The sequence below is a fragment of the Sphingomonas aracearum genome (assembly GCF_003345355.1).
GTDB classification, from domain to species: domain Bacteria; phylum Pseudomonadota; class Alphaproteobacteria; order Sphingomonadales; family Sphingomonadaceae; genus Sphingomonas; species Sphingomonas aracearum.
Genome location: NZ_QQNB01000002.1, coordinates 563,582 through 586,558, shown reverse-complemented (window position 1 = coordinate 586,558; position 22,977 = coordinate 563,582). Strand labels below are relative to the sequence as shown.

The 22,977-nt window shown below is 66.3% G+C and carries 29 protein-coding genes and 1 tRNA gene; 16 read left to right on the top strand and 14 right to left on the bottom strand.

Going from position 1 to position 22,977, the window contains the following annotated elements:
- The first annotated feature begins 1 nt into the window (after window position 1).
- The 7 genes from DVW87_RS10100 to DVW87_RS10070 all read left to right on the top strand — a co-directional run bounded on the left by DVW87_RS10100 (window position 2) and on the right by DVW87_RS10070 (window position 2,840).
- Window positions 2-418, top strand: coding sequence for a hypothetical protein (locus DVW87_RS10100; RefSeq protein ID WP_114687646.1), 417 nt, complete (start codon window positions 2-4; stop codon window positions 416-418).
- Between the two features lie 42 nt (window positions 419-460).
- Window positions 461-772, top strand: a complete 312-nt coding sequence (locus tag DVW87_RS10095; RefSeq protein ID WP_147276250.1) for a hypothetical protein — start codon at window positions 461-463, stop codon at window positions 770-772.
- A gap of 2 nt (window positions 773-774) precedes the next feature.
- Window positions 775-1,227: a hypothetical protein gene (locus DVW87_RS10090; RefSeq protein WP_114687644.1), complete on the top strand. Its 453-nt coding sequence runs from the start codon at window positions 775-777 to the stop codon at window positions 1,225-1,227.
- Window position 1,228: 1 nt separating this feature from the next.
- Complete coding sequence (locus tag DVW87_RS10085; protein ID WP_114687643.1) at window positions 1,229-1,468, top strand: hypothetical protein; 240 nt, start codon at window positions 1,229-1,231, stop codon at window positions 1,466-1,468.
- A 166-nt stretch (window positions 1,469-1,634) separates the two neighbouring features.
- Complete coding sequence (locus DVW87_RS10080) at window positions 1,635-1,910, top strand: hypothetical protein (protein ID WP_114687642.1); 276 nt, start codon at window positions 1,635-1,637, stop codon at window positions 1,908-1,910.
- Complete coding sequence (locus tag DVW87_RS10075; protein ID WP_147276249.1) at window positions 1,892-2,260, top strand: hypothetical protein; 369 nt, start codon at window positions 1,892-1,894, stop codon at window positions 2,258-2,260. The genes DVW87_RS10080 and DVW87_RS10075 overlap by 19 nt, the downstream gene beginning before the upstream one ends.
- A gap of 184 nt (window positions 2,261-2,444) precedes the next feature.
- On the top strand, window positions 2,445-2,840 hold the full coding sequence (locus DVW87_RS10070; RefSeq protein ID WP_239017850.1) for a hypothetical protein: 396 nt from the start codon (window positions 2,445-2,447) through the stop codon (window positions 2,838-2,840).
- A gap of 13 nt (window positions 2,841-2,853) precedes the next feature.
- Here the strand turns inward: DVW87_RS10070 and DVW87_RS10065 are convergent, their stop codons facing one another.
- Together DVW87_RS10065 and DVW87_RS10060 are read right to left on the bottom strand one after the other, a co-directional pair.
- Complete coding sequence (locus tag DVW87_RS10065; protein ID WP_114687640.1) at window positions 2,854-3,258, bottom strand: hypothetical protein; 405 nt, start codon at window positions 3,256-3,258, stop codon at window positions 2,854-2,856.
- A gap of 5 nt (window positions 3,259-3,263) precedes the next feature.
- Complete coding sequence (locus tag DVW87_RS10060; protein WP_220149810.1) at window positions 3,264-3,860, bottom strand: Panacea domain-containing protein; 597 nt, start codon at window positions 3,858-3,860, stop codon at window positions 3,264-3,266.
- 72 nt (window positions 3,861-3,932) lie between these two features.
- Between DVW87_RS10060 and DVW87_RS10055 the strand changes: the two genes are divergently transcribed.
- Window positions 3,933-4,931, top strand: coding sequence for a DUF4238 domain-containing protein (locus tag DVW87_RS10055; RefSeq protein ID WP_114687638.1), 999 nt, complete (start codon window positions 3,933-3,935; stop codon window positions 4,929-4,931).
- Window positions 4,932-5,266: 335 nt separating this feature from the next.
- On the opposite strand, the gene DVW87_RS10050 is transcribed toward DVW87_RS10055, so the two are convergent.
- From DVW87_RS10050 to cysS, 6 genes are all read right to left on the bottom strand, one after another.
- Window positions 5,267-5,455, bottom strand: coding sequence for a hypothetical protein (locus tag DVW87_RS10050; RefSeq protein WP_114687637.1), 189 nt, complete (start codon window positions 5,453-5,455; stop codon window positions 5,267-5,269).
- A 221-nt stretch (window positions 5,456-5,676) separates the two neighbouring features.
- Window positions 5,677-5,751: transfer RNA gene (locus DVW87_RS10045), tRNA-Glu, on the bottom strand.
- A 54-nt stretch (window positions 5,752-5,805) separates the two neighbouring features.
- The gene (locus DVW87_RS10040) at window positions 5,806-7,179 is read right to left on the bottom strand and encodes a class II 3-deoxy-7-phosphoheptulonate synthase (protein ID WP_114687636.1); all 1,374 of its coding nucleotides are present in this window, start codon (window positions 7,177-7,179) and stop codon (window positions 5,806-5,808) included.
- A gap of 85 nt (window positions 7,180-7,264) precedes the next feature.
- On the bottom strand, window positions 7,265-7,393 hold the full coding sequence (locus tag DVW87_RS18495) for a hypothetical protein (protein WP_275402081.1): 129 nt from the start codon (window positions 7,391-7,393) through the stop codon (window positions 7,265-7,267).
- A 98-nt stretch (window positions 7,394-7,491) separates the two neighbouring features.
- Window positions 7,492-8,427, bottom strand: a complete 936-nt coding sequence (locus DVW87_RS10035) for a D-2-hydroxyacid dehydrogenase (RefSeq protein WP_114687635.1) — start codon at window positions 8,425-8,427, stop codon at window positions 7,492-7,494.
- Between the two features lie 37 nt (window positions 8,428-8,464).
- A complete protein-coding gene (gene cysS / locus DVW87_RS10030) occupies window positions 8,465-9,898 on the bottom strand; it encodes a cysteine--tRNA ligase (protein WP_114687634.1) in 1,434 nt (477 codons plus the stop codon).
- Between the two features lie 177 nt (window positions 9,899-10,075).
- On the opposite strand from cysS, the gene DVW87_RS18090 reads away from it, so the two are divergent.
- The 3 genes from DVW87_RS18090 (at window position 10,076) to DVW87_RS10020 (ending at window position 11,539) form a co-directional block, all read left to right on the top strand.
- Entirely contained in the window at window positions 10,076-10,249 is a 174-nt protein-coding gene (locus DVW87_RS18090; RefSeq protein ID WP_181814790.1) for a hypothetical protein, read from the top strand.
- Window positions 10,250-10,576: 327 nt separating this feature from the next.
- On the top strand, window positions 10,577-10,783 hold the full coding sequence (rpsU, locus tag DVW87_RS10025; protein WP_056428702.1) for a 30S ribosomal protein S21: 207 nt from the start codon (window positions 10,577-10,579) through the stop codon (window positions 10,781-10,783).
- A gap of 177 nt (window positions 10,784-10,960) precedes the next feature.
- Window positions 10,961-11,539: an FKBP-type peptidyl-prolyl cis-trans isomerase gene (locus DVW87_RS10020; protein ID WP_114687633.1), complete on the top strand. Its 579-nt coding sequence runs from the start codon at window positions 10,961-10,963 to the stop codon at window positions 11,537-11,539.
- Window positions 11,540-12,598: 1,059 nt separating this feature from the next.
- Here DVW87_RS10020 and DVW87_RS10015 read toward each other — a convergent pair.
- Together DVW87_RS10015 and DVW87_RS10010 are read right to left on the bottom strand one after the other, a co-directional pair.
- Window positions 12,599-12,847: a hypothetical protein gene (locus DVW87_RS10015; RefSeq protein ID WP_239017849.1), complete on the bottom strand. Its 249-nt coding sequence runs from the start codon at window positions 12,845-12,847 to the stop codon at window positions 12,599-12,601.
- A 168-nt stretch (window positions 12,848-13,015) separates the two neighbouring features.
- Window positions 13,016-13,774 (bottom strand): metallophosphoesterase family protein, encoded by a 759-nt coding sequence (locus DVW87_RS10010; protein WP_114687632.1) that lies wholly within the window; start codon window positions 13,772-13,774, stop codon window positions 13,016-13,018.
- A gap of 105 nt (window positions 13,775-13,879) precedes the next feature.
- On the opposite strand from DVW87_RS10010, the gene DVW87_RS10005 reads away from it, so the two are divergent.
- A complete protein-coding gene (locus DVW87_RS10005) occupies window positions 13,880-14,878 on the top strand; it encodes a M48 family metallopeptidase (protein ID WP_147276248.1) in 999 nt (332 codons plus the stop codon).
- A 16-nt stretch (window positions 14,879-14,894) separates the two neighbouring features.
- Here DVW87_RS10005 and wecC read toward each other — a convergent pair whose 3' ends face one another.
- On the bottom strand, window positions 14,895-16,196 hold the full coding sequence (gene wecC, locus DVW87_RS10000; protein WP_114687630.1) for a UDP-N-acetyl-D-mannosamine dehydrogenase: 1,302 nt from the start codon (window positions 16,194-16,196) through the stop codon (window positions 14,895-14,897).
- Window positions 16,180-17,307, bottom strand: a complete 1,128-nt coding sequence (gene wecB / locus DVW87_RS09995) for a non-hydrolyzing UDP-N-acetylglucosamine 2-epimerase (RefSeq protein WP_114687629.1) — start codon at window positions 17,305-17,307, stop codon at window positions 16,180-16,182. Before wecB ends, wecC begins: the two co-directional genes overlap by 17 nt.
- 109 nt (window positions 17,308-17,416) lie before the next feature.
- Between wecB and galU the strand changes: the two genes are divergently transcribed.
- Window positions 17,417-18,286: a UTP--glucose-1-phosphate uridylyltransferase GalU gene (galU, locus tag DVW87_RS09990; protein WP_114687628.1), complete on the top strand. Its 870-nt coding sequence runs from the start codon at window positions 17,417-17,419 to the stop codon at window positions 18,284-18,286.
- 3 nt (window positions 18,287-18,289) lie between these two features.
- Here galU and DVW87_RS09985 read toward each other — a convergent pair whose 3' ends face one another.
- Window positions 18,290-19,303 carry an NAD-dependent epimerase/dehydratase family protein gene (locus tag DVW87_RS09985; protein ID WP_114688179.1) on the bottom strand — a complete coding sequence of 338 codons (1,014 nt, stop codon included), beginning with the start codon at window positions 19,301-19,303 and terminating at the stop codon, window positions 18,290-18,292.
- 166 nt (window positions 19,304-19,469) lie between these two features.
- Here DVW87_RS09985 and DVW87_RS09980 point away from each other — a divergent pair, with 166 nt between their 5' ends.
- Entirely contained in the window at window positions 19,470-20,363 is an 894-nt protein-coding gene (locus tag DVW87_RS09980) for an iron-containing redox enzyme family protein (protein ID WP_114687627.1), read from the top strand.
- An 85-nt stretch (window positions 20,364-20,448) separates the two neighbouring features.
- On the opposite strand, the gene DVW87_RS09975 is transcribed toward DVW87_RS09980, so the two are convergent.
- A complete protein-coding gene (locus DVW87_RS09975) occupies window positions 20,449-21,039 on the bottom strand; it encodes a L,D-transpeptidase family protein (protein WP_114687626.1) in 591 nt (196 codons plus the stop codon).
- A 190-nt stretch (window positions 21,040-21,229) separates the two neighbouring features.
- Here DVW87_RS09975 and DVW87_RS09970 point away from each other — a divergent pair, with 190 nt between their 5' ends.
- Together DVW87_RS09970 and alr are read left to right on the top strand one after the other, a co-directional pair.
- Complete coding sequence (locus DVW87_RS09970; protein WP_114687625.1) at window positions 21,230-21,883, top strand: murein L,D-transpeptidase catalytic domain family protein; 654 nt, start codon at window positions 21,230-21,232, stop codon at window positions 21,881-21,883.
- A 74-nt stretch (window positions 21,884-21,957) separates the two neighbouring features.
- On the top strand, window positions 21,958-22,974 hold the full coding sequence (gene alr, locus DVW87_RS09965; RefSeq protein WP_114687624.1) for an alanine racemase: 1,017 nt from the start codon (window positions 21,958-21,960) through the stop codon (window positions 22,972-22,974).
- The last annotated feature ends 3 nt before the right edge of the window (window positions 22,975-22,977 follow it).

The window sequence follows — 22,977 nt, the reverse complement described above, 5'->3', positions numbered from 1 at the left end:
CATGCAGACCACCCGCCGCAAGCTGCTGGCTGGCGCAGTCGCGCTGACCGCTTTCGCCGCCGCCGGCATCTTACCGGCCGCACCTTGTCACGCCGCGAGCCTTGAAGCGCATTGGCAGGCTCGCCGCCGCGCCTATGCCGAGTTCGATGCCGATCCTGATTCGCTGGACGACCCCGAAGTGGGGCAGCGGTATTGGGATCGGATCGACGCGGCTGAGAGCGCCATTCTCAACAGCCCGGACACCAGCACCCGCGCCGCCGAGTTGCGGCTGTGGGTGGCGTGGTCCCACTGCGACGCCACCCGCCGCGAGGCTGTGGCTCAGGGCGATGTGACGGCGCTGCTTCGCGAACGAGCGAAGCTGGACTGGCAGGAAAAGCTGATCTTCGCCGCGATCCTCAACTTGCGCGGGGAGGGCTGAGCCATGATGCTTCAGACAATCGCGCCCTGCCCTCCGAAGGCAGTGTCCGATCGCACGGCGTGGGAGGAAGCAGCCGCTGCGCTCCGCCGTGAACAGGAACGGGATGCCGTCATTAATGCCCGCTACAAGCAAGCGGAGGCTGATGGCACGTTGACCGACCAGCTCGGGGAGGAGTGGTCCGACAGCATCGGCCCGGTCGGACAGGCGGAATGGGCCTTGTTCGCGATCCCCGCACCTGACCTAGCGGCATTGGAGTGGAAGCTCACTCTGCTCCGCAACAGCGGCATGCTCGATGATGACGGCCAAGCGGAGCGAGTGATCGCCGACGTGCGCCTGCTGGCGGGGGAGGCGTGACCATGACGACCACTCCGATCCGCAATCTCACGCTGATGCTGGATACGGTCAACAAGCGCCTGAGCGCCGTTGACGCGGCCGAGCAGCGCGACGACCTCACCCGCTCCGAGGCGGCACCGGCCAACAGGGTCTGGTGCAGACAGGCGAACGCCCTGACTTGCGCGATCATCGCCGAGCCGCCGCAGAACTTCGATGATGTCTTGGCCGTCCTTTCGGCCCTGAGCCGATGGCAGGATCTGATTACCACCGAGGACGACAACGAGCGGGATCTGCGTGACCTGCACGAGATGACCGGCGTTGCCGTCAACAACTGCGTTCTGCGGCTCGCCAGTCTGTTCCGCCCGGACGAAGAACCCACCGACACGCAGCATCAAGACCTCGTCTGCATCGGCAGGCAGGCGAACAGGTGGCTGCCTGAGCTGAAGGTTCAGCACCGTGCACGGGAGGACCGCTGACATGGCGACGCTCTATCCCGCCCAGGAGCAGGACAGCTTCGATGCAGCCGCGTGGCTGGCGGCGCTGACGCAGATCGGTGGCGGCTACGCGCTGATGTCCGGCCGGCGGCTCGCCTTTATGGTGGAGGACTGCGACCCTGAGGACCTTGCCGTCGTCATGTCGCACCTGATCGGCCGCGCGGACCGGCAGGAGGCGATCAAGGCGGCGATCGAGCGCCGACAATGTGGGGAGACCGCATGATGGCCAAGCTCCCGCTCTGGGCGCCCGGACGGCAGCCACCGCGCGCCCGTGGCCCCGCCGCCGATCCGGCCGCTGGATGCGGAGCACGGACGTGCTGTCGCCGGCCGCCCTCTTTGCCGCAATCCCCTCCTTGCCGCGTCCGGTACTTGCCCGACTGACAGAGCGCTTGATCGACCGGATGGACGAACTCGACGGCGACCCAGAGCTTGAGGCAGAGGAAGATTGCTGCATCGCTGGTGACGACGGCTGCGGCTCGGTCCCGAACCGACAGGGTGAAGTCGTGTGGGGCACGCAGGAGGAAGAGCCTGGCGCGCTGATGCCGATCTACGGCGTCGATCAATCGGCAGGGCCAATCAATGTCGAGGATGCAAACCGTCAGCATCGCGCGCGCGAGCTGGGGCTGGTTCGCAGTCCAACCGGCGGATGGATGTTCCCGAAGTGACATCCTGCTCCCAAAGCAGGCTGTCGCACCTGCGCTTCACCATTGGCCGTGCGCTGATCCATCTCGGGCTGAGGGCGCTGCCCCCAAGCCGGGTTCGATCGGAACTCTACATGCTGCTCGGTGGCTGGGCGACGCAGGCGCGCGCCTGCCTCGAAGCGCATGACCTTGATCAAGGGCAAGACAAGCCGGCCCCCGAGGCGATCCGCTGGGCGGAGCAGCAAGCCGACAATCTGACTGCAAACCCGTCCCGCTATCTCAATCCTGCCCGGCTGGCGGCATTTCGCCAGCGATTGTTCGGCACCACTCGCCAAGGTCGCTCTTGCGACGATCAGGAGAAGCACCACGATTAGCACCGCCCTCCGGGAGCCGGCCACCGCCCGGCTAGCGCCCCACCTGCCCGTCGCTCGGCACACCCGAACGGCGGGCTTCACGCGTGTCCACCGGTTCGAGGACAGCCTTGCCCTGGCAGAGAGCTATGGCCCAGACTGGTGGCTGCCCATCTACCGTCAGGCCTTCCCCACGCTCATGTCTGCGGTGGCGATCGAGAACGATGGCTGGGCACAGCGGGCAGGCATCGACCGTCTGCTCACCTTGGCTTGCGGTCGCACCTACACGGTAGATGAGAAGATCAGGACGGAGGAATGGCCGGACGTGCTGCTGGAACGCTGGTCGGACGAAGCGCGGCGCTCGCCAGGCTGGGTGCAGAAGCCGTTGGCCTGCGACTTCATCGCCTATGCCCATGCGCCAGCCGCCACCTGCGTGTTGCTGCCAGTGCCGGCTCTACAGCGTGCCTGGCGCCAGCATGGGCGGCAATGGATCGGCTTGTATGGGCAGCGCCGTGCGCAGAACCGCGGTTATACATCGGTCAGCGTGCCAGTGCCGCGTGGCGTGTTGATGCAGGCAATAGTGGAGGCGATGTTTGTGTCCTAACAGTGTGCCGGCGCTAAGCCGCCTCTGGCTGCTCGTCCGCACAACCAGCATATTGTTTCACTTTGCGCGGCGTGAAGGGCGACCGACAAATGCCGTTCTTCACTCGTAGAAACGTCTGACCGTTCACGTCGTCCCTCACCTCCATGAGCCGTTGAGCAACCCCGGCATCTAAGCTCGCTTCGGAAACGACCCGGGCTCGGGCGTAGAAGACGTAGGAGAGGTGGTGGAGCCATTCGTGCTCGTGCGCCTGCAAGATACAGGTGGCATCATGCGGCGCAGCGGTGACGGAGCAGACGCCTACCACCAGCACATTTCCGTGCTCGTCCGGATCGTTGCAGACAACATGCAGGTGCTTGCGATCAGGATCGTGCGCAGGCCCCGAGATAATCAGCAGCGTGCCCCGTTTCGCGACTGGCATGCGGCCTACTTCGCTAGCTCAGCGAAGATCCGACCGACGGCCGCCTGATCTTTCAGAAAACGAGCGTGCTCGTTGGCATTGCCGATCCCAACCGCACGCAACACACGTTCGAGCGGTATCGGATCGGAGCTGAAGCCTGGGTCTTCCCACTCGGGCACGTTGTCCGAGTTGTGGGTCCACTCGACCAGCTGCCACTGCGTCATGCCGCCGAACTTGCCCCAGACCTCATCGAGCACCTCGACCTCTGCGTCGCTGAGCTCGTCCAACTCGTTCGCGGTAATGTCCGGCTTCACGCCGATGAGGTGGTTCTCGCGGTCATCGAGCACGGCGGCCCAGCTCGCGTTCTCGACCTCGCCCTTGGCGTTGTCATAGGTCCAAGAATTAACTGGCCCGTGGCGCATTGATACGCGTGGCTCGTCCAGCATGGGGTAACCAAAGCGCCGGAGCGCCTCCCGATCGCTGATGTAGACCAGCTTGATCGCCTTCAGCATGTTGATCGACCGCGCTGGCGTCTTCAGCGCGAGATAGGCGATAATCTGCGCCGCCTTTGCCGCGTTATACATTGAAGATGCCTCTGACAGACAACCTGTCACGACCGCCATATAGCATATTTCGTTTGCAATCCCATACTGACGTCTGCTCACTTTGCCTGGAGAAGGGGGCGCTCACGCCAAATGAAAAAAAGGCCGCTTAAGACAGAGCTTCATCACTGGTGGCCGCGCACCCTCGCCGAGCACTGGGCAGACCACGAAGGTATGGTATCGGTCATTCGGCCCAACGGAGAGGTGCGACGAGCTCCGCCCGGTGCATTCGGAGCCATTACCAATGCACATCACATGAAAATGGGCGGGCCTTGGGACTCCACATTCGAACCGATATTCAACCAACCAGACGCCGAGATGTCTGACCTCGTGCGTTGGTTGTCGACGCTTGAAGCACCGATCGTGGCCGCGGATCAACCAATGGTGAAACGAATAGCGGCCCAATCTTTACCGCCAGCTAGGCAGCATCAGCTCGCTCGCGTCACAGCTTCGCTGCTGGCGCGCACCCCGCGTGTACGTCACGTAATTAAGTTGACGACGGAGCAGTTCCGCAGCGACTTCGGCCTTGCTGATACTAGGGCGGACAAGACGCTTATCGCGCTGAACCAGCGTGGGCTTTATGATGCTTACCGCAAGTACATGGAAGAAAGCGGTAGGTGGGCTGTCCTCTTCAGTGACGAAAGAGAATTCATTGCCGGAGACGGCTTCTTCCACAACCTTCCTTCGTCCAAGGATGGCCTAAATAGCGGCCGCAAGTTGGTCCTGCCCATTCTACCCACCGCGTCGATAGTATTTCTCCGCCCGATGTCACACCCAAGCGACCCGCGTCTCGTCACGTTACGGTTGAACTCGGATGAGGTCGAGAAATTCAACGATATAGTGCAAGTGTATGCTAGCGACTTCCTGTTCTTCCGCGAGCAGAAACCCATTCTGATAGATGACTTCAAGATCGAAGGACATAGAGAATTCAAATATCATGGCCACGATTGGTTGGATTCGATGCTTGACGATCTCTCTCAATATTGCCTTTGGGGCAGAGGCGGCTCGCCCGTAATCGGATCAGAGCGGCCATTTAGCGAATCTCTACAAGGAAACAGATGGCTAGAGCAGTTCATGGCCGAGCCACGCTGAAGGTTCATCGCGGTGGCGCTCAATCCTTTGCAGTAAGGGGAACAGACGCCCGACCAGATCGCAGCGCCTGAGGCGGCTCCGGTGCGTCGTCGAGCATACCCAACCGAGTGGCATGCAGATGCCGCAAGATAAGGGCGAGATCGGATTCTTTGAGCCCGGATGCTTGATCAATTAGAACTCCGGTGGGAAGCGGCTCTACCCACGCCGCAAGGCGATTGCAGGCGGCACCCAGTTCCGGGTCTACAGGATCATCGAACGCACCCATTCAATCCAACTTTCTCTACCTGCCAGGCTGCCACTTCGTGGCTGCCGCCGTCGACAGCCTCAAGACAACTTTACCCCTCGGCTTCTGGCACGGGCGCGTCCAGCTTCTTCGCGGTCCGGGCAACCTCCTCATCGCTTGGCTGCTCTGGCAAATCTTGCCCCGGCAGCAATGCATCATCCGGGATGCCGGCGGCGGTTCCGGCGATGTTCTCATCGACCGCGCGCTCGTTCGCGCCATCGGTGATCTTTTCTCTCGTCATCCCATCCTCCATGCTTCGGCAGGACACTTCAACGCATGGTGGAGGCATTGTGCGCATCTAATCGATGAGGCCGCAGGCGAGCGCAGGCTTCGCGACGATGTTGGCAGGATCGTCCCTGCACGTTCCCGCTTGGTTCAGGCTGTCTCAGCCTGTTCAGAACCGATCTATTACCGAAGTTCCGGCTAGTTCCCGCGATCAGGCAACTAAGTGCCTGTAAACGCTGGTGACCCCTACGAGAATCGAACTCGTGTTTTCGCCGTGAGAGGGCGACGTCCTAACCGCTAGACGAAGGGGCCGTGCTGAGCGGGAGCGCGGCCTTTACGGGGCCGCGCCTCCCGCGTCAAGCGCGTTCAGGCCGCGGCCTTGCGCCGCTCGGCCATTTCCACGTTGAGCATCTCGGCAAGCAGAAAGGCAAGCTCGATGCTCTGGCTGGCATTGAGGCGCGGATCGCAATGGGTGTGGTAGCGATCGGCAAGGCTCTGCTCGGTCACGTCCACCGCGCCGCCGGTGCATTCGGTGACGTTCTGGCCGGTCATCTCGGCATGAATGCCGCCGGCATGCGTGCCCTCCGCCCGGTGCACCGCGAAGAAGCCGCGGACCTCGGCCAGGATGCGCTCGAACGGCCGCGTCTTGTAGCCGTTGGCGGCCTTGACGACGTTGCCGTGCATCGGATCGCAGCTCCAGACCACCGGATGCCCCTCGCGCTTCACCGCGCGCACCAGCTTGGGCAGGCCGGCCTCGATCTTGTCATGGCCGTAGCGGGTGATGAGCGTCATGCGGCCGGGCACCCGGCCCGGGTTCAGCGTGTCCAGCATGCGCAGCAGCGCATCCGGCTCCAGGCTCGGCCCGCATTTCATGCCGATCGGGTTCTCGATCCCGCGCAGGAACTCGACATGCGCCGAGCCCTCGAAGCGGGTGCGATCGCCGATCCAGAGGAAATGCGCCGAGGTGTCGTACCAGCCGCCGGTCAGCGAATCCTGCCGCGTCAGTGCCTGTTCGTAGCGGAGGAGCAAAGCCTCGTGGCTGGTGAAGAACTGCGTCTGGGCAAGCTGTGGCACCGTTTCCGGGCTGATCCCGCAGGCGTTCATGAACTCCAGCGCCTCGCCGATGCGGTCGGCGGTTTCGGCATATTTCTTCGCCCACGGGCTGCGGCCCATGAAGTCGTGGGTCCAGCGATGCACCTGGGCAAGATTGGCGTAGCCGCCCTGCGCGAACGCGCGCAGCAGGTTCAGCGTGGCCGCCGACTGCGAATAGGCGCGGATCATGCGCTGCGGATCGGGCACGCGGCCTTCCGGCGTGAAATCGATGTCGTTGACGATGTCGCCGCGATAGCTGGGCAGCTCGGTGTCGCCGACCTGTTCCATGTCGGCCGAGCGCGGCTTGGCGAACTGCCCCGCCATGCGGCCGAGCTTCACCACGGGCAGCTTGGAGGCGAAGGTGAGAACCACCGCCATTTGCAGGATCACGCGAAACGTGTCGCGGATGTTGTTGGCGCTGTGCTCCGCAAAGCTTTCCGCGCAGTCGCCGCCTTGCAGCAGAAAGGCCTTGCCCTCCGCCACGCGCGCCAGATCGGCCGTGAGCGCCCGCGCCTCACCCGCAAAGACCAGCGGCGGAAAGCTTCCCAGCTGACGTGTCGCGGCATCCAGGGCGGCGGCATCGGGATAGTGCGGCATCTGCCGCGCTTCGGCGTTGGTCCAGCTATCGGGGGCCCAGTTTGCGGCCATGACGGGTTTTCTCGTTTGCAGCGGTTAGCGCGCGTCCATGCGCCCAATCCGAAAACCGTGCAACCAAGCTAGACTTGGGGGCGCCTCAGGTCTTGATGCCTCGCAGCCGGCGCCGTCGCGCGATCGAGCGGCGGCGATACACGATGCCGGCGGCCGAACCGGCCACGAGCAGAAAGGCGATAATCGAGTAAGCAACAATCAAACGCAGTTCCAACGCACACTCCCACGTGCATTCGTCCCAAACGGGAACCCTAGCTCATCAAGCCGGCAGTGCAACCGTGCAGGCGGAGAACAACAGCCGGCATGGCGCGGTCAATACCCCAGGCGGAGGTCAACCTCATTCTCCATCGGACGCCCGCCGAGGAACGCCTCCAGATTGCGGAGGAACAAGGCGGCGGCGCGCGGGAACATCCGGGTCTGGCTGCGCCCCGACAGGTGCATGGACAGCAGGGTATTGGGCGCGGTCCACAGCGGATGGCCGGCCGGCAGCGGCTCGGGATCGGTGGGATCGAGGAAGGCACCGGCGATCGTGCGCGTCCGCAGCGCGTCGAGCAGCGCCGCTTCCTCGATCATGTCGCCGCGCGCGATGTTGATGAGCCAGGCGCTGCGCTTCATCGCGGCAAGCTCCGCCGCGCCGATCATGGCGCGGGTGTCCCCGGTGGAGGGTGCGGCCAGGACCACCCAGTCGAACTCGCCGAGCCGCTCGCGCCATGCGTCCGGCGTCAACGTGCCGTCGCGGCCCGACCGGGTGACGCCCGTCACCGCCACGCCGAAGCCGGCGAGCCGCGTACCGATCAGGCGGCCGATCGTGCCATGGCCGATCACCAGCGCACGGGTTTCGTCGAGTTCCAGCTTGCCGGGGGCGTCGGTCAGCCATTCCCGCCGGTCGGCCGCGCGCACCACCTGGTCGAAACGCTTGGCGGCGGCGAGGATGCCGAGCACCGCATATTCCGCCACCGTCACCGCATTGATCCCGGTGCCGTTGGTAACGATCGTGCCCCGGCCCGCGAGCAGCGGCAGGTCCAGCGCATCAAGCCCGGCATAGAGGGTGAACAGCCAGCGCAGCCGCTCGCCCTTCGCCACCGTTTCGCCGGTCCAGACCGGGCGGTTCTGATCCACCCAGGCGATGTCGGCATCGGCGACCATCTCGCCCGCTTCCTCGCGACTGGTGAACCATCGCACCTCATGCCCGGCGGGCAGATGCTGCTCCAGCAGCGGGCGGGCGAGGGCGGGCAGGACGATCTTCACGCAAGCTCTCCGACAGCGCCTCTCATGGCCGGAGGCTTCAGAGCTTCCAATCCCATCCCAGGGGATCGCCGTCCATTACTTCCACGCCGGCGGCGGCAAGTTCGTCGCGCAGTGCATCCGACCGGGCGAAGTCCTTCTGCCCGCGCGCGTCCAGGCGCTCGGCGAGGCGGCGTTCGATGTCCGCCTCCGCGATCCCGGCCGCGGCCGGACGCGTGCGCAGGTCCGCGCGGGTGAGCGTCGCCAGGCGCAATCCGAGCACCGCATCGAAGTCCGCCAGCGCCGCCAGGCGATCGGCGGGCGACAGCTTCTTGTCGGCGAGCAGGGCATCGAGCACCGGCAGTGCCCTGGGGGTGTTGAGATCGTCCGAGATGGCCGCGTCGAGCTGGTCGCGATAGGCGGCGGGCGCGGTGCCCGGTGCCTCCGCCCGCTCGCGCAGTCGCTCCACCCCCTGGACGAGGCGCTTCAGCCGGATCTGCGCCGCGGCGAGGTTTTCCCAGCTGAACTCCAGCTCGGAGCGATACTGCGCCTGCAGGCAGAGCAGGCGGTAGGAGAGGGGGTGGAAGCCGTGATCGATCAGAACCTGCAACGTCAGGAACTCGCCCGACGATTTGCTCATCTTTCCCGTGCGATCAACGAGGAAGTTGTTGTGCAGCCAGAAGCGCGCGCCGGTATAGTCGCGGTCTCCCGGACAGGCGCAATGCGCCTGGTTCTGGGCGATCTCGTTCGGGTGGTGGATCTCGCGATGGTCGATCCCGCCGGTGTGGATGTCGAACCGTTCGCCAAGATATTTCTGGCTCATCACCGAGCATTCGAGATGCCAGCCCGGCGCGCCGCGACCCCAGGGAGAGTCCCATTCCATCTGCCGGTTCTCGCCGGGCGCGGAGGTGCGCCAGATGGCGAAATCCTGCGGGTGGCGCTTGCCGGCGACCGGCTCGATGCGGCTCTCCACATCATCGGCGGCGCTGCGCGCCAGCCGGCCGTAATCGGGCACGGTGGAGGTGTCGAAATACAGGCCGCTGTCGAGCCGGTAGCAGTGATTCGCCTCGATGGCCTCGCCGAACGCGATCATCTCGGCGATGTGGTCGGTCGCCACCGCCCAGCGGGCCGGCGGTGCGATGTTGAGGCGCGCCACGTCGTGCTTGAACACGTCGGTATAGTAGGCGGCGATCTCCCAAATGGATTTGCCCGCGCGGGCCGCGGCCTTCTCCATCTTGTCGTCGCCGGCATCGGCGTCCGAGGTAAGGTGGCCCACATCGGTGATGTTGATGATGTGGGTGGTCGGCCAGCCCTTCCAACGCAGCGTCCGGCCTAGTGTGTCGGCGAACAGGAACGCGCGCATGTTGCCGATATGCTGGTAGTTATAGACGGTCGGCCCGCAGGTGTAGACGCGCACGTTGGCGGGATCGATGGGCTCGAACGGTTCGAGGCGGCGGGACAGGCTGTTGTGGAGTTGAAGGCGCGCGGCGGTCATGCGCGCTGCCTTAGAGCAGTTTGCCGGGGGAGCGCACCCCCTCTCGCGCCTTTGCTCCGCCAGAGGAAGTGCATCGCACTTGGCGGATCGTCGCGGCGACGACTCGGCTGATCCGGTCCCTCTTGGTTAACGGACGCAAGGGCCGGAACCCCGACCGGCGACATGTCTTGCGTAAACATGTTCGAAGACGCCTCCGCCCCGCTCGACCATCTCCGACTTGCCCTGACCGAAGCGCTCCTCGTGGCGGATAGGGTCGATCCGCTGGCCGCGCTGCATATCACGGCGGCGATCGGGGCCTTGAACGGCAGCGCGGGCGAGCCGGACGCCAGCGGAGTACGCAACGCCGCCTGAGTTGCGGCTGAGGCGGCGGCCAGCCCCGGTGCTCCCGCATGACGACGCTGGCGGGTGAATGCCGATGGGGGCCGTTGCGCTGTAGCCGGCGCTGGTGCTGCCGGTGAACGCTGGGGTCTGCGGCGCGAGCCGGGCGGCGCTGGGTCGGCAAACACGTTGTCCGCTGCCAGGCTCCCCGACGCGCCTTTCGGCCGGACCGTGGCAATCGCGCAACATGCGCGCGGAGCGCTTGCCTTCCTGCCCCGGGGTTGCTAGGGGCCGCACCTTCACGACGTGGGGCCTGTCCCCGCGGCGCTCCCCTTTTATCGAATTGAGGTTTGACGGTTTATGCAGATTATCGTTCGCGACAACAACGTTGACCAGGCCCTGCGCGCGCTCAAGAAGAAGCTGCAGCGCGAGGGCGTGTATCGCGAGATGAAGCTGCGCCGTCACTACGAGAAGCCCTCCGAGAAGCGTGCGCGCGAGCGTGCCGCCGCCGTGCGTCGCGCCCGCAAGCTGGAGCGCAAGCGCATGGAGCGCGACGGCGCCAAGTAAGCCGTCGCGGGGGCTTCTGCCCTTCCTTGATTTACGCGGCCGTGGGCTGCCGGGCGTACCGTCACGCCGGCCGCCCGCGGCCGCTGTCATGTCTGCTGTCTCCCGGCTTGCCCGCCGTTCGAAGCGGCCCTAGAGACCAGCCTGAACAGGCGCCACCCGCCGACTTCCGGAGCACCCATGTCCACTGTCACCGCCGTTCCCCTGCTGCCCGTCAAGAAGGCCTATGTGCGCTGGATCTGGCTGGGCGCCGTGCTGGCGCTGATCGCGGCGGCCCTGCTGGCGTTCCAGGCGCCCGGCGACACGGCGGCGAGCTTCCTGGCGCGCAACAAGCGCGCGGCCGGAGTGGTGGAAACGCCCTCGGGCCTGCAATACCAGGTGCTGCAGAAGGGGAAGGGTGGCCCCACCCCTACCGACGCGGACATCACGCTGGTCGAGTATGAGGGCCGTCTGACCAGTGGCAAGCAGTTCGACAAGTCGCAGCAGCCGGTGCCGTTCCCGCTCGGCGGTGGCGCCATCCCGGGCTTCGAGGAAGGCCTCAAGCTGATGGGCAAGGGCGCCAAGTACCGCCTGTGGATCCCGCCGCAGCTCGGCTATGGCGACAAGCCGGTCACCAATCCGCAGACCGGCGAAGTGGCGATCCCGGCCCATTCGGTGCTGGTGTTCGACGTCACCATGGTCGATTTCCAGTCCAAGGCCTTTATCCAGCAGATGCAGATGATGCAGCAGATGCAGCAAGGGGGCCGCGCCCCGCGCTGAGCGGGCGCCCGCGCTTCGATGTGCCGGGTAGCTGCTTGTGTATGGTCCAGGCGAGCAGCAGCCAGCCGTAGCCTCGATTGACGATTGACAGGCTTGGCGGTGGCTCTGCCGCCAGCTGACGGTAGTGGTAGTCTGGGCTGGCGATGCCCGTCAAACCTTCCTCTATCTCGGCGCTTTCGCGGGGTCGCGGCCAAGACCCGGTCGGCCGCGGGAACTGCCTTGCGGCGAAATCTTCGACGTCAGTCGCGCCTTCAGCGCTGCGTGCTTCGCGCGCGTTGCCAAGATCGTGCGAGGGTCGAAGTTGTCCGCGGCGGGGGCAAAGCTCGGCAGGGCAGACCCAAGTTCCGCAGCGTCCGCTCCTCATCGCTAGCCATCGCGCTGCGTCGAGCCGTGAACCGGCACGAAAAGGATGTGGGTTGCTTCCACGCTGAGGCGCACCGCGTCCAGATCTTCCCCGAGATCGGTGCGGCAGGGCTTCGGCTTGGACAAGCGTTGATGGCGCGAGCGCCAAGCTGCCGCCTCGCGGCCGCGGGATCAGGTTAAACGCCAAACCCGCTCGGTTGCGCCTCCAACTCCGTCCTCCATTGACCGCCCGCGCGGCGGGATAGGAGCGGATGGCTGGCAGGTGACCGAACCTCGAGCCGTTCGTGGCCGCAGAGGGGAGGGTGGTTCGCCTCTGGACCTTGCGAGCGCCGAAGAGCTGCCACCGGATTGAAGCGAATGGCCGGTGGCACCTTACGCCGGCCGAAAATCGCGCCGCTTGGGGCAGGGACCGGAGTTGACGCCGGGCCTTCCGGGCGGGGTGCAGGCGGGGCCAGACCGGCAATCATACGAAGCTTCGCGCGAAGGCGCGTGGCGGGCGTTGCATCCGGCATGCCTCGTCGCGAGTACAAGGAGCGCGCGCGGAGCGGATGCAGGCGGGGCCAGACCGGTGATCGTGCGAAGCCACGCGAGAAGGTCCATCGCAGGCATCGGATCCGGCATGCCTCAGTCGCGAGCACAAAAAGAAAGGGCGACGCCAACGGCGCCGCCCTTCCCTAATCGTCGCAAAGGCGAGTCTTAGTTGCTGTCGCTGTCGTCGCCGTCGTCGTCAGCAACCACAACCACGCCCACCGCCACGGCAGCAGCCGCGAGCACAGCAACGATCACGCCAGCGGCGACCACGTTGTTCTTCTTGCCCGCCGAGGTGCCGGCGCGGACCGACTTGGCCACCGAGAGCGAGGCCGCCGGGTTGGCAGGAGCCGCCAGCGCCGGCGCCGCCGACATCGAAACGGCAGCCGCCGCCATCAGGATCTTCGCCAAACGCATATCAAACTCCCTTTAGTGCTCCGAAGGTTCGTTGCAGCGGCCATATGACATAGGCTCTGCGGCGCGACAACCCCCCGGCGGCGCATCCGGGCCCGTAAAAAGAACGCTGTTGTTGCGGCGCAACACCTAAGCCGATCTAAGCTGATCGTGTTAGTTTTCTTAAGGTTTTCAGGTTTGCAGCACCCAGCGCTGTGTTGATTCGAACCCCATGGCCGAAAGCCGGTCGGTGGAGAAGGCGCCGGTATCCAGGCCGATGCGATGGGGCATCTGCTGCACATCGTCGGCAATGCTGTGACCGTGCACGATCATCTTTTCCAGCCGCTCGCCATGGTCGAGGAAGCGGCCGCGAATCCAGCGAAGGTCGCCCGTCTTCTGCTCGGCAAGCGGCACGTCGGGGCGCACGCCGGCATGAACAAAGGCATAGTCGCCCACGATCACCATGTCCTCCATGGCGCGCAGAAAGGCGCGGTGCGCCTCCGGCACATGGGCGCGCATCAGCTCGAATAGCCCGTCATAGTCGGCTGCGTCGTAATCGGCGCGGTCCACGCCGTAGCTCAGGATGGTCTCGCGGCCGCCGATCCGAGCGAACAGTCGCAACGCCTCCCGGTCGGCGTCCAGCGACAGCAACATGACTTCCTCATGGTTGCCCATGAGAAAGCGGGTCTGCGGCGCCTGCGCCTTGAGCGCGATCAGCCGATCGATGACCTGGGCCGACTGAGGTCCGCGATCCACGAGATCGCCAAGAAAGACGAGCGTCGTGGACGCCGGCGCGCGGCCGGCATCGTCGTCCTCGATGCGCGCCAGCAGCGGCTCAAGCAGGTCCAGCCGGCCATGGACGTCGCCGACGGCGTAGAGCCGCTGGCCCGGTGGGACGGCGGGCAGGGCGGCCGTTTTCGCGGTGCGCGATCGAAAGATACGGGAAATCATCAGGGGTGTCGCTTGTTCGGGTGGCGCCTATACGGGGTCGCAACGCCGGGACGCAATCACTAGCTGTCCGACCGTTCCTGCCCATGATCCTGCGGAGCCGCTCGCTTGACCCGTCATTCCTGGCTTCTGACGTTCGCTGCCGCCGCCAGCATGGCCGCGGCTCCTGCTCCTTACAGTGCCGCGGAGGACCCGCAGGCCGTGATCGAGGCGGTGCGTACCGGGGACATGCGGGTGGCCGCTATCGGCTTCCGGCTGGCAACGGCGAATGCGGCCCTCTGCGACATAAAGCAGCCGGCCACGGGCGGGCAGCTTGCCACCGTGCAGCAATATGCTCCCGCATATCGCCCTGCGGCTCGGCAGGCGCTGGGCCTGGGGCGCCAGGAAGTCGCCTTCGAAGGCGTGGTACCCGGCAGCCCGGCTGCAAAGGTGAGCCTCCGCGCGGGCGATGCGGTGGAGCGGATTTCCGGCGTGGCGCTGCCGGCGCCCGCCCCGGCCGAAGCGCCGGCCAGCACGGCTGCGCTGGTTGCGTTGGAAAGCGGCATCGCACGCCTGCCGCCGTCCGCCCCGATCCGCATGGAAGTGAGCCGCGGAGGCGTTTCGCGCCAGGTCGTGGTGCAGCCGGTGCCCGCCTGCCGCAGCCGGTTCGAGCTGCTGCTGTCCGACGCCTTCGAGGCCAGTGCCAATGGCGAGATGGTGCAGATCGGATCGCGCTTCCTGGACGGGGATGACGACGCGCTCGCGGTGATCGTCGCGCACGAACTGGCGCACAACATCCTGCGCCATACCGAGCGGTTGAAGGCGGCGGGCGTGAACATGGGCCTGCTGTCCGAGCTGGGCAGAAGCGGCAAGCTGAACCGGCGCACGGAGGACGAGGCGGACGAACTCAGCGTCGCCTTGCTGTTCAACGCGGGCTACGACCCGATGATCGGCGCGCGATATTGGCGCGGAGCGGGCCGCAAGATCGGGGGCGGCCTGTTCCGCAGTCGCACCCACGCGTCCCCCGCCGCGCGCGCGGACGCGATGGAGCGGGCCGCGGCGGCGCTTACCGGCAAGGCGCGGCCGGTCGTTCCGGCACTGGTAGCCACGCGCGACCAGCCGTTCTAGGCTGGCCGCCGCAGCTTTACCCGACCAGCCGGAGTTCCTCTTCGGCGCGGGCATGCCGCGGCTGATCGGGCCAGAGCCCGCGCGTGTCGTAGACCTGCTTGCCGGCGCGCTCGTCGAGCGGGACGGACCGGAAGATCTCGTGGTCCACCAGCACGATCATCGCCGGGCACGCCTCGATCGCATCGTCCAGGTCGATCAGCCGTACGCCCGTGCCATCGAAGACGGCGGGGAGAATACGGGTGAACGGCTCCACCACATGGATCCGCTCGCCATAGCGGCGGGCAAGATGGGCGGCGACGGCAAGCGCCGGGCTTTCGCGGAAATCGTCGATGTTCGCCTTGAATGCGAGGCCGAGGCACGCAACGGGCGCACCCTGTGGCAGCGCATCGATCAGCGCCTCCGCCCGGGCGATGGTGTGGGCGACCTTGGCGTCGTTCACTTCCCGCGCCGTGCGGATCAGCGGCGTCTCCTCGGGCGCGGCGGACACCAGGAACCAGGGGTCGACCGCGATGCAGTGCCCGCCGACGCCAGGGCCGGGCGAGAGGATGTTCACGCGCGGGTGGCGGTTGGCGAGGCGGATCACTTCCCACACGTCCACGCCCATGCGGTCCGCAACCAGGCTCAGTTCGTTGGCAAAGGCGATGTTCACGTCACGGAAGGCGTTTTCGGTCAGCTTCGTCATCTCCGCCGCGTTGGCGGTGGTGGTGACGCACGCGCCGCGCACGAACCGGCGGTAAAAGGCGAGTGCCTTGCGCGCGCAACGCGGGGTGATGCCGCCGATCACGCGATCATTGTCGATCAGTTCGACCAGGATGCGGCCCGGCAACACGCGCTCCGGGCAGTAGGCGATGGCCACGTCGGCGGTCCCCGCGCAGTGGCCGGGGACGCGCAGGTCGGGCCGCAACTGCGACAGGAGCTTGGCCACCTGTTCCGTGGTGCCGACCGGCGAGGTCGATTCGAGGATCACCACGTCGCCGGCCTTCAGCACCGCGGCAACGGTGGTCGCCGCCTGGAGGACGTAGCCGATGTTCGGCTGGTGGTCGTCCTTGAACGGGGTGGGCACGGCGATCACGAATATGTCGGCGGGCTCGATCAACGTCGAAGCGCGCAGATGACCGCGCGCGACGACGCCGGAAACGAGACCGTCGAGGTCTACTTCCTCGATATGCACCTTGCCGGAGTTCACCGTATCCACGACCGACTGGTGCACGTCGATGCCGAGCACATGGGCGCCGGTGCGGGCGATCACCGCGGCGGTGGGCAGGCCGATATAGCCGAGCCCGAGAACGCAGACCTTCAGCTCAGACTCCGAAACCATCCGCGATCACCCTCGCTATGCGTGCCGAGGCGTGGCCGTCGCCGAACGGATTGTGCGCGCGCGCCATCGCCGAATAAGCCTGGCTATCGACGAGGAGCGTGAAGATTTCGGAAACGATGCGGTCTTCGTCGGTGCCGATCAGCCTGGCGGTGCCGGCAACGACGCCCTCCGGCCGCTCGGTGGTTTCGCGCATCACCAGCACCGGCTTGCCTAGGGCGGGCGCTTCCTCCTGCACGCCGCCCGAATCGGTGAGCACCACATGGGCGAGCTCCAGCGCGCGGATGAAGTGCGGATAGTCGAGCGGGGCGATGCGGGCGACGTTGTCCCGCTCCCCGAGCACCCGGTCCATGGCGGAAACCACGTTGGGATTGGGATGCATCGGAAAGAGCACGGCGGTGTCGCCGCGATCGGCGATGCGACCGATGGCGCGGGCGATCGCTTCCATGCCGCCGCCGAAATTCTCGCGCCGGTGCGTCGTGACGAGCACCACGCGCTTGCCGGCGAAGCGATCGGCAAGATCGTCCAGTCCGGCGGCCAGCGCGGGCTCCTGGGCGATCCTCGCGCGGGTCGCGAGCAGTGCATCGATCACGGTGTTGCCGGTGACATGGATGGTGTCGGCCGCGATATTTTCGCGGCGCAGCGCCTCGGCTGCGGTGTCGGTGGGAGCGAAATGGAGGGCGGCGATCGGCGCGACGATGCGGCGGTTCACCTCCTCGGGCCAGGGCTGATAGATGTCGCCGGAGCGCAGCCCCGCCTCGACATGCGCAACGGGCACGCGGCGGTAATAGGCGGCAAGCGCGCCGGCCATGGCGGTGGCGGTATCACCCTGCACGACGACCATGTCCGGCCGTTCGGCATCCATCACCTCGCCCAGACCCGTCAGCAGGCGGGCGGTGAGCCGGTCCAGCGTCTGCCCCGGCTCCATCAGGTCGAGGTCCACGTCCGGCGAAAGACCGGCGATCTCCAGCACCTGGTCGAGAAGGCCACGGTGCTGCGCGGTCACGCAGGTGCGCACCTTCAGGCCGGGTGTCTGCCCGAGGGCCTGCACCACCGGGAACAGCTTGATGGCTTCCGGCCGGGTGCCGAAGACGACGAGAACGGTTCTGCTCATGGGAACCGGCTAGCCCGTCGGGGCTTAAAACGGGACTAATCTCATGATCGGTGTGATTGTCGCCGCAATTCGGCACGGCTAAGACGCCGCCAGACAAGGGGGACCCTCGATGACCATCAAGCCTGTCCGCAAGGCCGTGTTTCCGGTTGCCGGCCTCGGCACGCGCTTCCTGCCCGCCACCAAGGCGATGCCTAAGGAAATGCTGACGGTCGTCGACAAGCCGCTGATCCAATATGCCGTGGAAGAGGCGCTGGAGGCCGGGATCGAGCAGATCATCTTCGTCACCGGCCGCGGCAAGGGCGCGCTGGAGGACCATTTCGACGTCTCGTTCGAGCTCGAGGCGACGATGCGCGAGCGCGGCAAGTCGATGGCGCTCATCGAAGGCATCCGCCAGAAGCCGGGTTCGCCCGTCTATGTCCGCCAGCAGGAGCCGCTGGGTCTTGGTCATGCCGTATGGTGCGCGCGCGACATCGTCGGCGACGAGCCGTTCGCCGTGTTGCTGCCGGACGAGCTGATGGTCGGCGAGCCGAGCTTCCTGGGCCAGATGATGCAGGCCTATAACCAACATGGCGGCAACTTCATCGGCGCGCTGGAGGTGCCGGAGGAAGAGACCAGCAAGTACGGCATCATCACGCCGGGCCAGGTGGACGGGCGCGTTACCGAAGTGCTGGAAGTGGTTGAGAAACCCGCGAAGGGCACCGCCAGGTCGAACCTGATGACGCCGGGACGCTACATCCTGCAGCCGGAGGTGATGAAGATCCTCGACAATCCGGTGAAGGGCGCGGGCGGCGAGATTCAGCTGACCGATGCGATGGCCCAGCTGATCGGCAAGCAGCCGTTCCACGGCTTCACCTTCGATGGCCAGCGCTTCGACTGCGGCGACAAGGCCGGCTGGATCCAGGCCAACATCGCGCTGTCGCTCGCGCGCGAGGACCTGAAGGGGCCGGTGCAGGCGTTCATCGACGACCTGAAGAGATAGGCGCTAGCCCCGCGCGGCGTCGATGGGGGCGCCGTGGCGGCGGTACCAGTCCACGAAGCGTGGAATGCCCTCCCCGATGCTGGTGCGCGGGCGGAAATAGAGATCGCGTGAGGCTTCCGTCAGGTCCGCATAGGTGGCGGGCACGTCGCCCGGTTGCATCGGCTCCAGCTGGCGAATCGCAGGCACCCCGCAGGCCTTCTCGAACAGGTCGATCACGTCGGTGAGCGCCTCGGCGCGGTTGTTGCCGAGGTTGTAGAGCGCGTGCGGGGTGCGATTGCCGCCGGCCTTCTCGCTGCCGTCATCGGCCGGGGGACGGTCGAGCGCCGCCAGCGCGCCGGTGACCACATCGTCGACATAGGTGAAATCGCGCCGCATCCGGCCCTCGTTGAAGACGCGGATCGGCTCCCCCGCCAAGATCGCGCGGGTGAACAGCCAGGGTGCCATGTCCGGCCGCCCCCATGGTCCATAAACGGTGAAGAAGCGGAGGCCCGTCTGCGGCAACCGATAGAGGTGCGCGTAGCTTTCGCTCATCAGTTCGTCGGCGCGCTTGGTTGCGGCATAGAGCGAAACGGGATGGTCCGCGCGGTCCGCGACGGAGAAGGGCAGCGCGGCGTTGGCGCCGTAAACGGAGGAGGACGAGGCATAAACGAGATGCCGCACGCGCCGTGACCGCGCCAGTTCGAGGATGTTGAGGTGCCCGGTCAGGTTGGAGCGGGCATAAGCGCGGGGGTTCTCGATCGAGTAGCGCACGCCGGCCTGTGCGCCGAGATGGACGATGCGGTCGATCTCGCGGCCGGCAAGCGTGGCGTCGAGTGCGGTTTCATCGGCGAAGTCGACGCAATGAAAGGCGAACGCGCCGCCGGATTTTTCCAGCTCCGCCAGGCGTGCCTTCTTCAGCGCCACCGGGTAATAGTCATTGAGGTTGTCGACCCCGATCACGGTTTCGCCGCGCGCGAGCAGCGCCTGCGCGACATGCATGCCGATAAACCCGGCTGCTCCGGTAACAAGCACTGCCATCCGTACCCCGCCTTTCACCCGCCACACCGTTTCCGCGTCGCCGCGGGGATGGGGCATTCCACTCGGCTCGACAAGCCGATGGCCGATCCGCACCTGGATTGATGCAGATCAGGCCGGGGAACTCCCACCCGGCGCGACGGGTTTCGCTCGCCGACAAGGAGAGCATATGGCCACCCGTTTCGCGCCGCAGCAGCAGCATATTTCGCAATTCCTTACCGACAGCTTCCAGCGGGGTCTTGCCCACTGGAATCGCGAGCGGCTGGAGCCGGGGTTCCCGACCGACGACTGGCAACGCACGCTGGACCGCGACACGCGGATGCAGCGGCTGGAGGGCGGGTTCCTGGAGGAACTGCGCGCCGAGGTGCGTGACGAGGCCGCCGCCGCGCCGACCGAGGTGGAAGGCTTCATCGAATGGTTCGAGGAGCTGAAGCAGGTCGGGCCAGGGCAGGGCGACCCGCTGTTCCCCTGGCTGCAGGACCATGCCAGCATGGAGCAGATGCGGTGGTTCTTCGAGCAGGAGGCGGCTGGTGAGGCGGGCTTCGACGATCTGGTGGCGATGACCCAGGTCAAGCTGCCGACGCTGCCGAAGCTGGAGCTTGCGCGCAATTATTGGGACGAGATGGGGCATGGTACCGCCAAGGGCATGCACGGCCCGATGCTGGATGCGCTGGTGGAGACGCTGAAGGTCGATCCCAAGATCGAGAACACCGTGTGGCAGAGCCTCGCCCTGGCCAATGCGATGACCGCGATGGCGACCAGCCGGCGCTATGCCTGGCACTCTGTGGGCGCCCTGGGCGTGATCGAACTGACTGCGCCGGGGCGCTCGCACATGGTGTGTGAGGGGCTGAAGCGGCTTGGCTTGAACGGCAAGGAGCGACGCTATTTCTCGCTGCACGCCGTGCTCGACATCAAGCATTCGGAGGACTGGAATCGCGAGGCGATCCGCCCGGCGGTCTCCGAGGATCCCGCGCGTGCTACCGCGATGGCCGAAGGTGCGCTGATCCGGCTGCGCTGCGGTGCACGCTGTTTCGAAGCGTATCGCGACGTGCTGATGGGCTAATCGCAGAAAAGGGTGCTACCGGCTGGTGCGCCCGTTTCCTGTTGGAGGAGAAGAGGCCGCGACCCTGTCGCGGCCTCTCCCATGTTCAGCGGCCGCCCAATGCCGCGATCTGGGCAGTTTCGGCGGTGGTCAGCGCCGGATCCTCGATCGGCGACAGGTCGCTTTGCAGCATGATCGGCTCCTCGACCACGCTGACGGTGGTGCCGACTTCCGTGGCGGCGAACAGGCGCTTGGCGAAGGCGGCCGGCAGCCGCACGCAGCCATGCGAATCGGGGAAGCCGGGATTGTTGCCGGCGTGCAGCGCGATGCCGTCCCAGGTGAGCCGCTGCATGTACGGCATGGGGGCCGAATTGTAGAGATTGGACTTGTGCTTCACCGCCTTCTGCAGGATCGGATATTCCCCTGCCGGCGTCTCCTTGCCGTCCTTGCCGGTTGAGACGGAGGCCGCGGCGATCATCGTCTCGCCGCGATACACATAGGCCCGCTGGTCGGCGATGCTCACCACCACCCGCAGCGGACCCACCGCACCAGGTACTTCGTTCCAGACATAGCTGTTGCGGGTCAGGGCCGCGGCCTGTGCTTCCACCGCCACCATGGCAGGCGAAGCTGCCTCGCGGGCATGCGCGGGCAAGGCGGTGGCGACGAGCAGCAGCGGAGCGATCCACAGCGACTTCATGGCATTTTCCCTCTTGACGATCACGAATTTTACAACGCGCGTGATCTAAGTTGGGTCCATGCGGCGAACCGCCACGGGAGCGCGGCGAACGGAGCCGAGGAGGTCGGAACTCACTCGAAAAGCAGGAGAAACTTTACCTGCGACGCCTTATAAGGAGTGCAGCGGGACTTCTCTGGGGCTGCATGATACCATGAACGATCTGTTGGGGCGCGGGGCAAGCCGTCGCGCGCTGTTGAAGGGTTCGGCGCTGATCGCCGGGGGCATGATGCTGCCGGAAGGCGCGGGTGCGACAATGATGGCGCCGGCTCCTGCTGCGCCGCTGCCGCTTATGCCGCGGGGTCTGCGCCCCGAATTGCTGCGCCGCGCGCTTGGTGCGCTCAACACGCACGGAACTGTGAAGCAGCGGGACCGGATGGCGGTGGTCGACTTTGCCCTGCCGTCGTCGCAGCCGCGCTTTCACCTGGTGGACCTCGCCAGCGGTGCGACCACCTCGTTCCTGGTCGCGCATGGCAGCGGTTCGGACCCGGCGCATACCGGATGGGTGCAGCGCTTCTCCAACGCCTTCAACTCCAACGCTTCGTGCGACGGGGCTTTCCTGGCGGCCGATTATTATGTCGGCAAGCATGGCCGTTCGCAGCGGCTGATCGGCCTCGACGGGAGCAACAACAACGCGCTCGGCCGCGCGATCGTGGTGCATTCGGCCTGGTATGCCAATCCCGACCTGGCGAAGACGCGCGGCATGCTCGGCCGCAGCCAAGGGTGCTTTGCCGTTGGGGAAAGGCAGCTCGCCGAGGTGTTCGAGCGGCTCGGGCCGGGGCGGATGATCTACGCGGCCAAGATCTGAGCCGATCGCATCCTGGTGACTGAGGGGCAGGCGGGTGCTGGCTCTGCGGCCCGTCATCCGCTAGCCGCTGGCGGGTGACCCTGCCTTCCCGCCTTCAGCTCGATTCCGCCGCTCTCCTGCACAACTGGCGGCTGCTCCAGCGGCTATCGGGCCCTGCGGCCTGCGGCGCGGCGGTAAAGGCCGATGCCTATGGCCTGGGCGCGCGCGAAGTGGTGCGCCGATTGCTGGAAGCGGGCTGCCGCGACTTCTTCGTCGCCAGCTGGGCGGAAGCCGCGGCGCTGGCCGACACCGGCGCGACCGTCTCCGTGCTCCACGGCGTGCGCGAAGAGGACATGCCGCTGGCGACCCGGCTGCGGCATGCTCGCCCGGTGCTGAACACGCCCGGGCAGGTGGCGCGCTGGCGCGGGCACGGCGCGTGCGACGTGATGGTGGATACCGGCATGAACCGGCTGGGCCTGGCGGCAGGCGATCTCGGCCTCGTCGAGGGGCTGGCGATCGACACGCTCCTCAGCCACCTGGCGAGCGCCGATGAGGACAGCGCGCTGAACGCCCGCCAGCGCAGCGCCTTTGCCGGGCTGGCCGGACAAACGTCGGCGCGGCGGATGAGCCTCGCCAACTCGGCGGGGATCGGGCTGGGCGCGGACTTCGCCTTCGACCTGACGCGGCCGGGCCTGGCACTGTATGGCGGCGTGCCGCGCGCGGCACTGGGCGGCGTCCGCCAGGTCGTATCCCCGCAGGCGCAGGTACTGCAGCGCCGCCGGGTGCCGGCAGGGCAGACGGTCGGCTACAACGCCCTCTGGACGGCGCCTGAGGATACCGAGGTGGCGATCCTCAACATCGGCTATGCCGACGGCTATTTCCGGGGGTTCTCCGATCGCGGCACGGCAAAAGCAGGGGACACAATCTTGCCCGTGATCGGTCGGGTGTCGATGGACCTGACGGCGGTGAACGTGAGCGCCGCTGCCGAAATAGGCGAAGGGGACTGGCTGGTGCTGGACTTCGCGCTGCCCGAAGCGGCGGCCCGGTCGGGCATGTCGCAATACGAGCTGCTGACCAGCCTCGGCGCGCGGTTCGAGCGCGTCTGGTCGTGAACG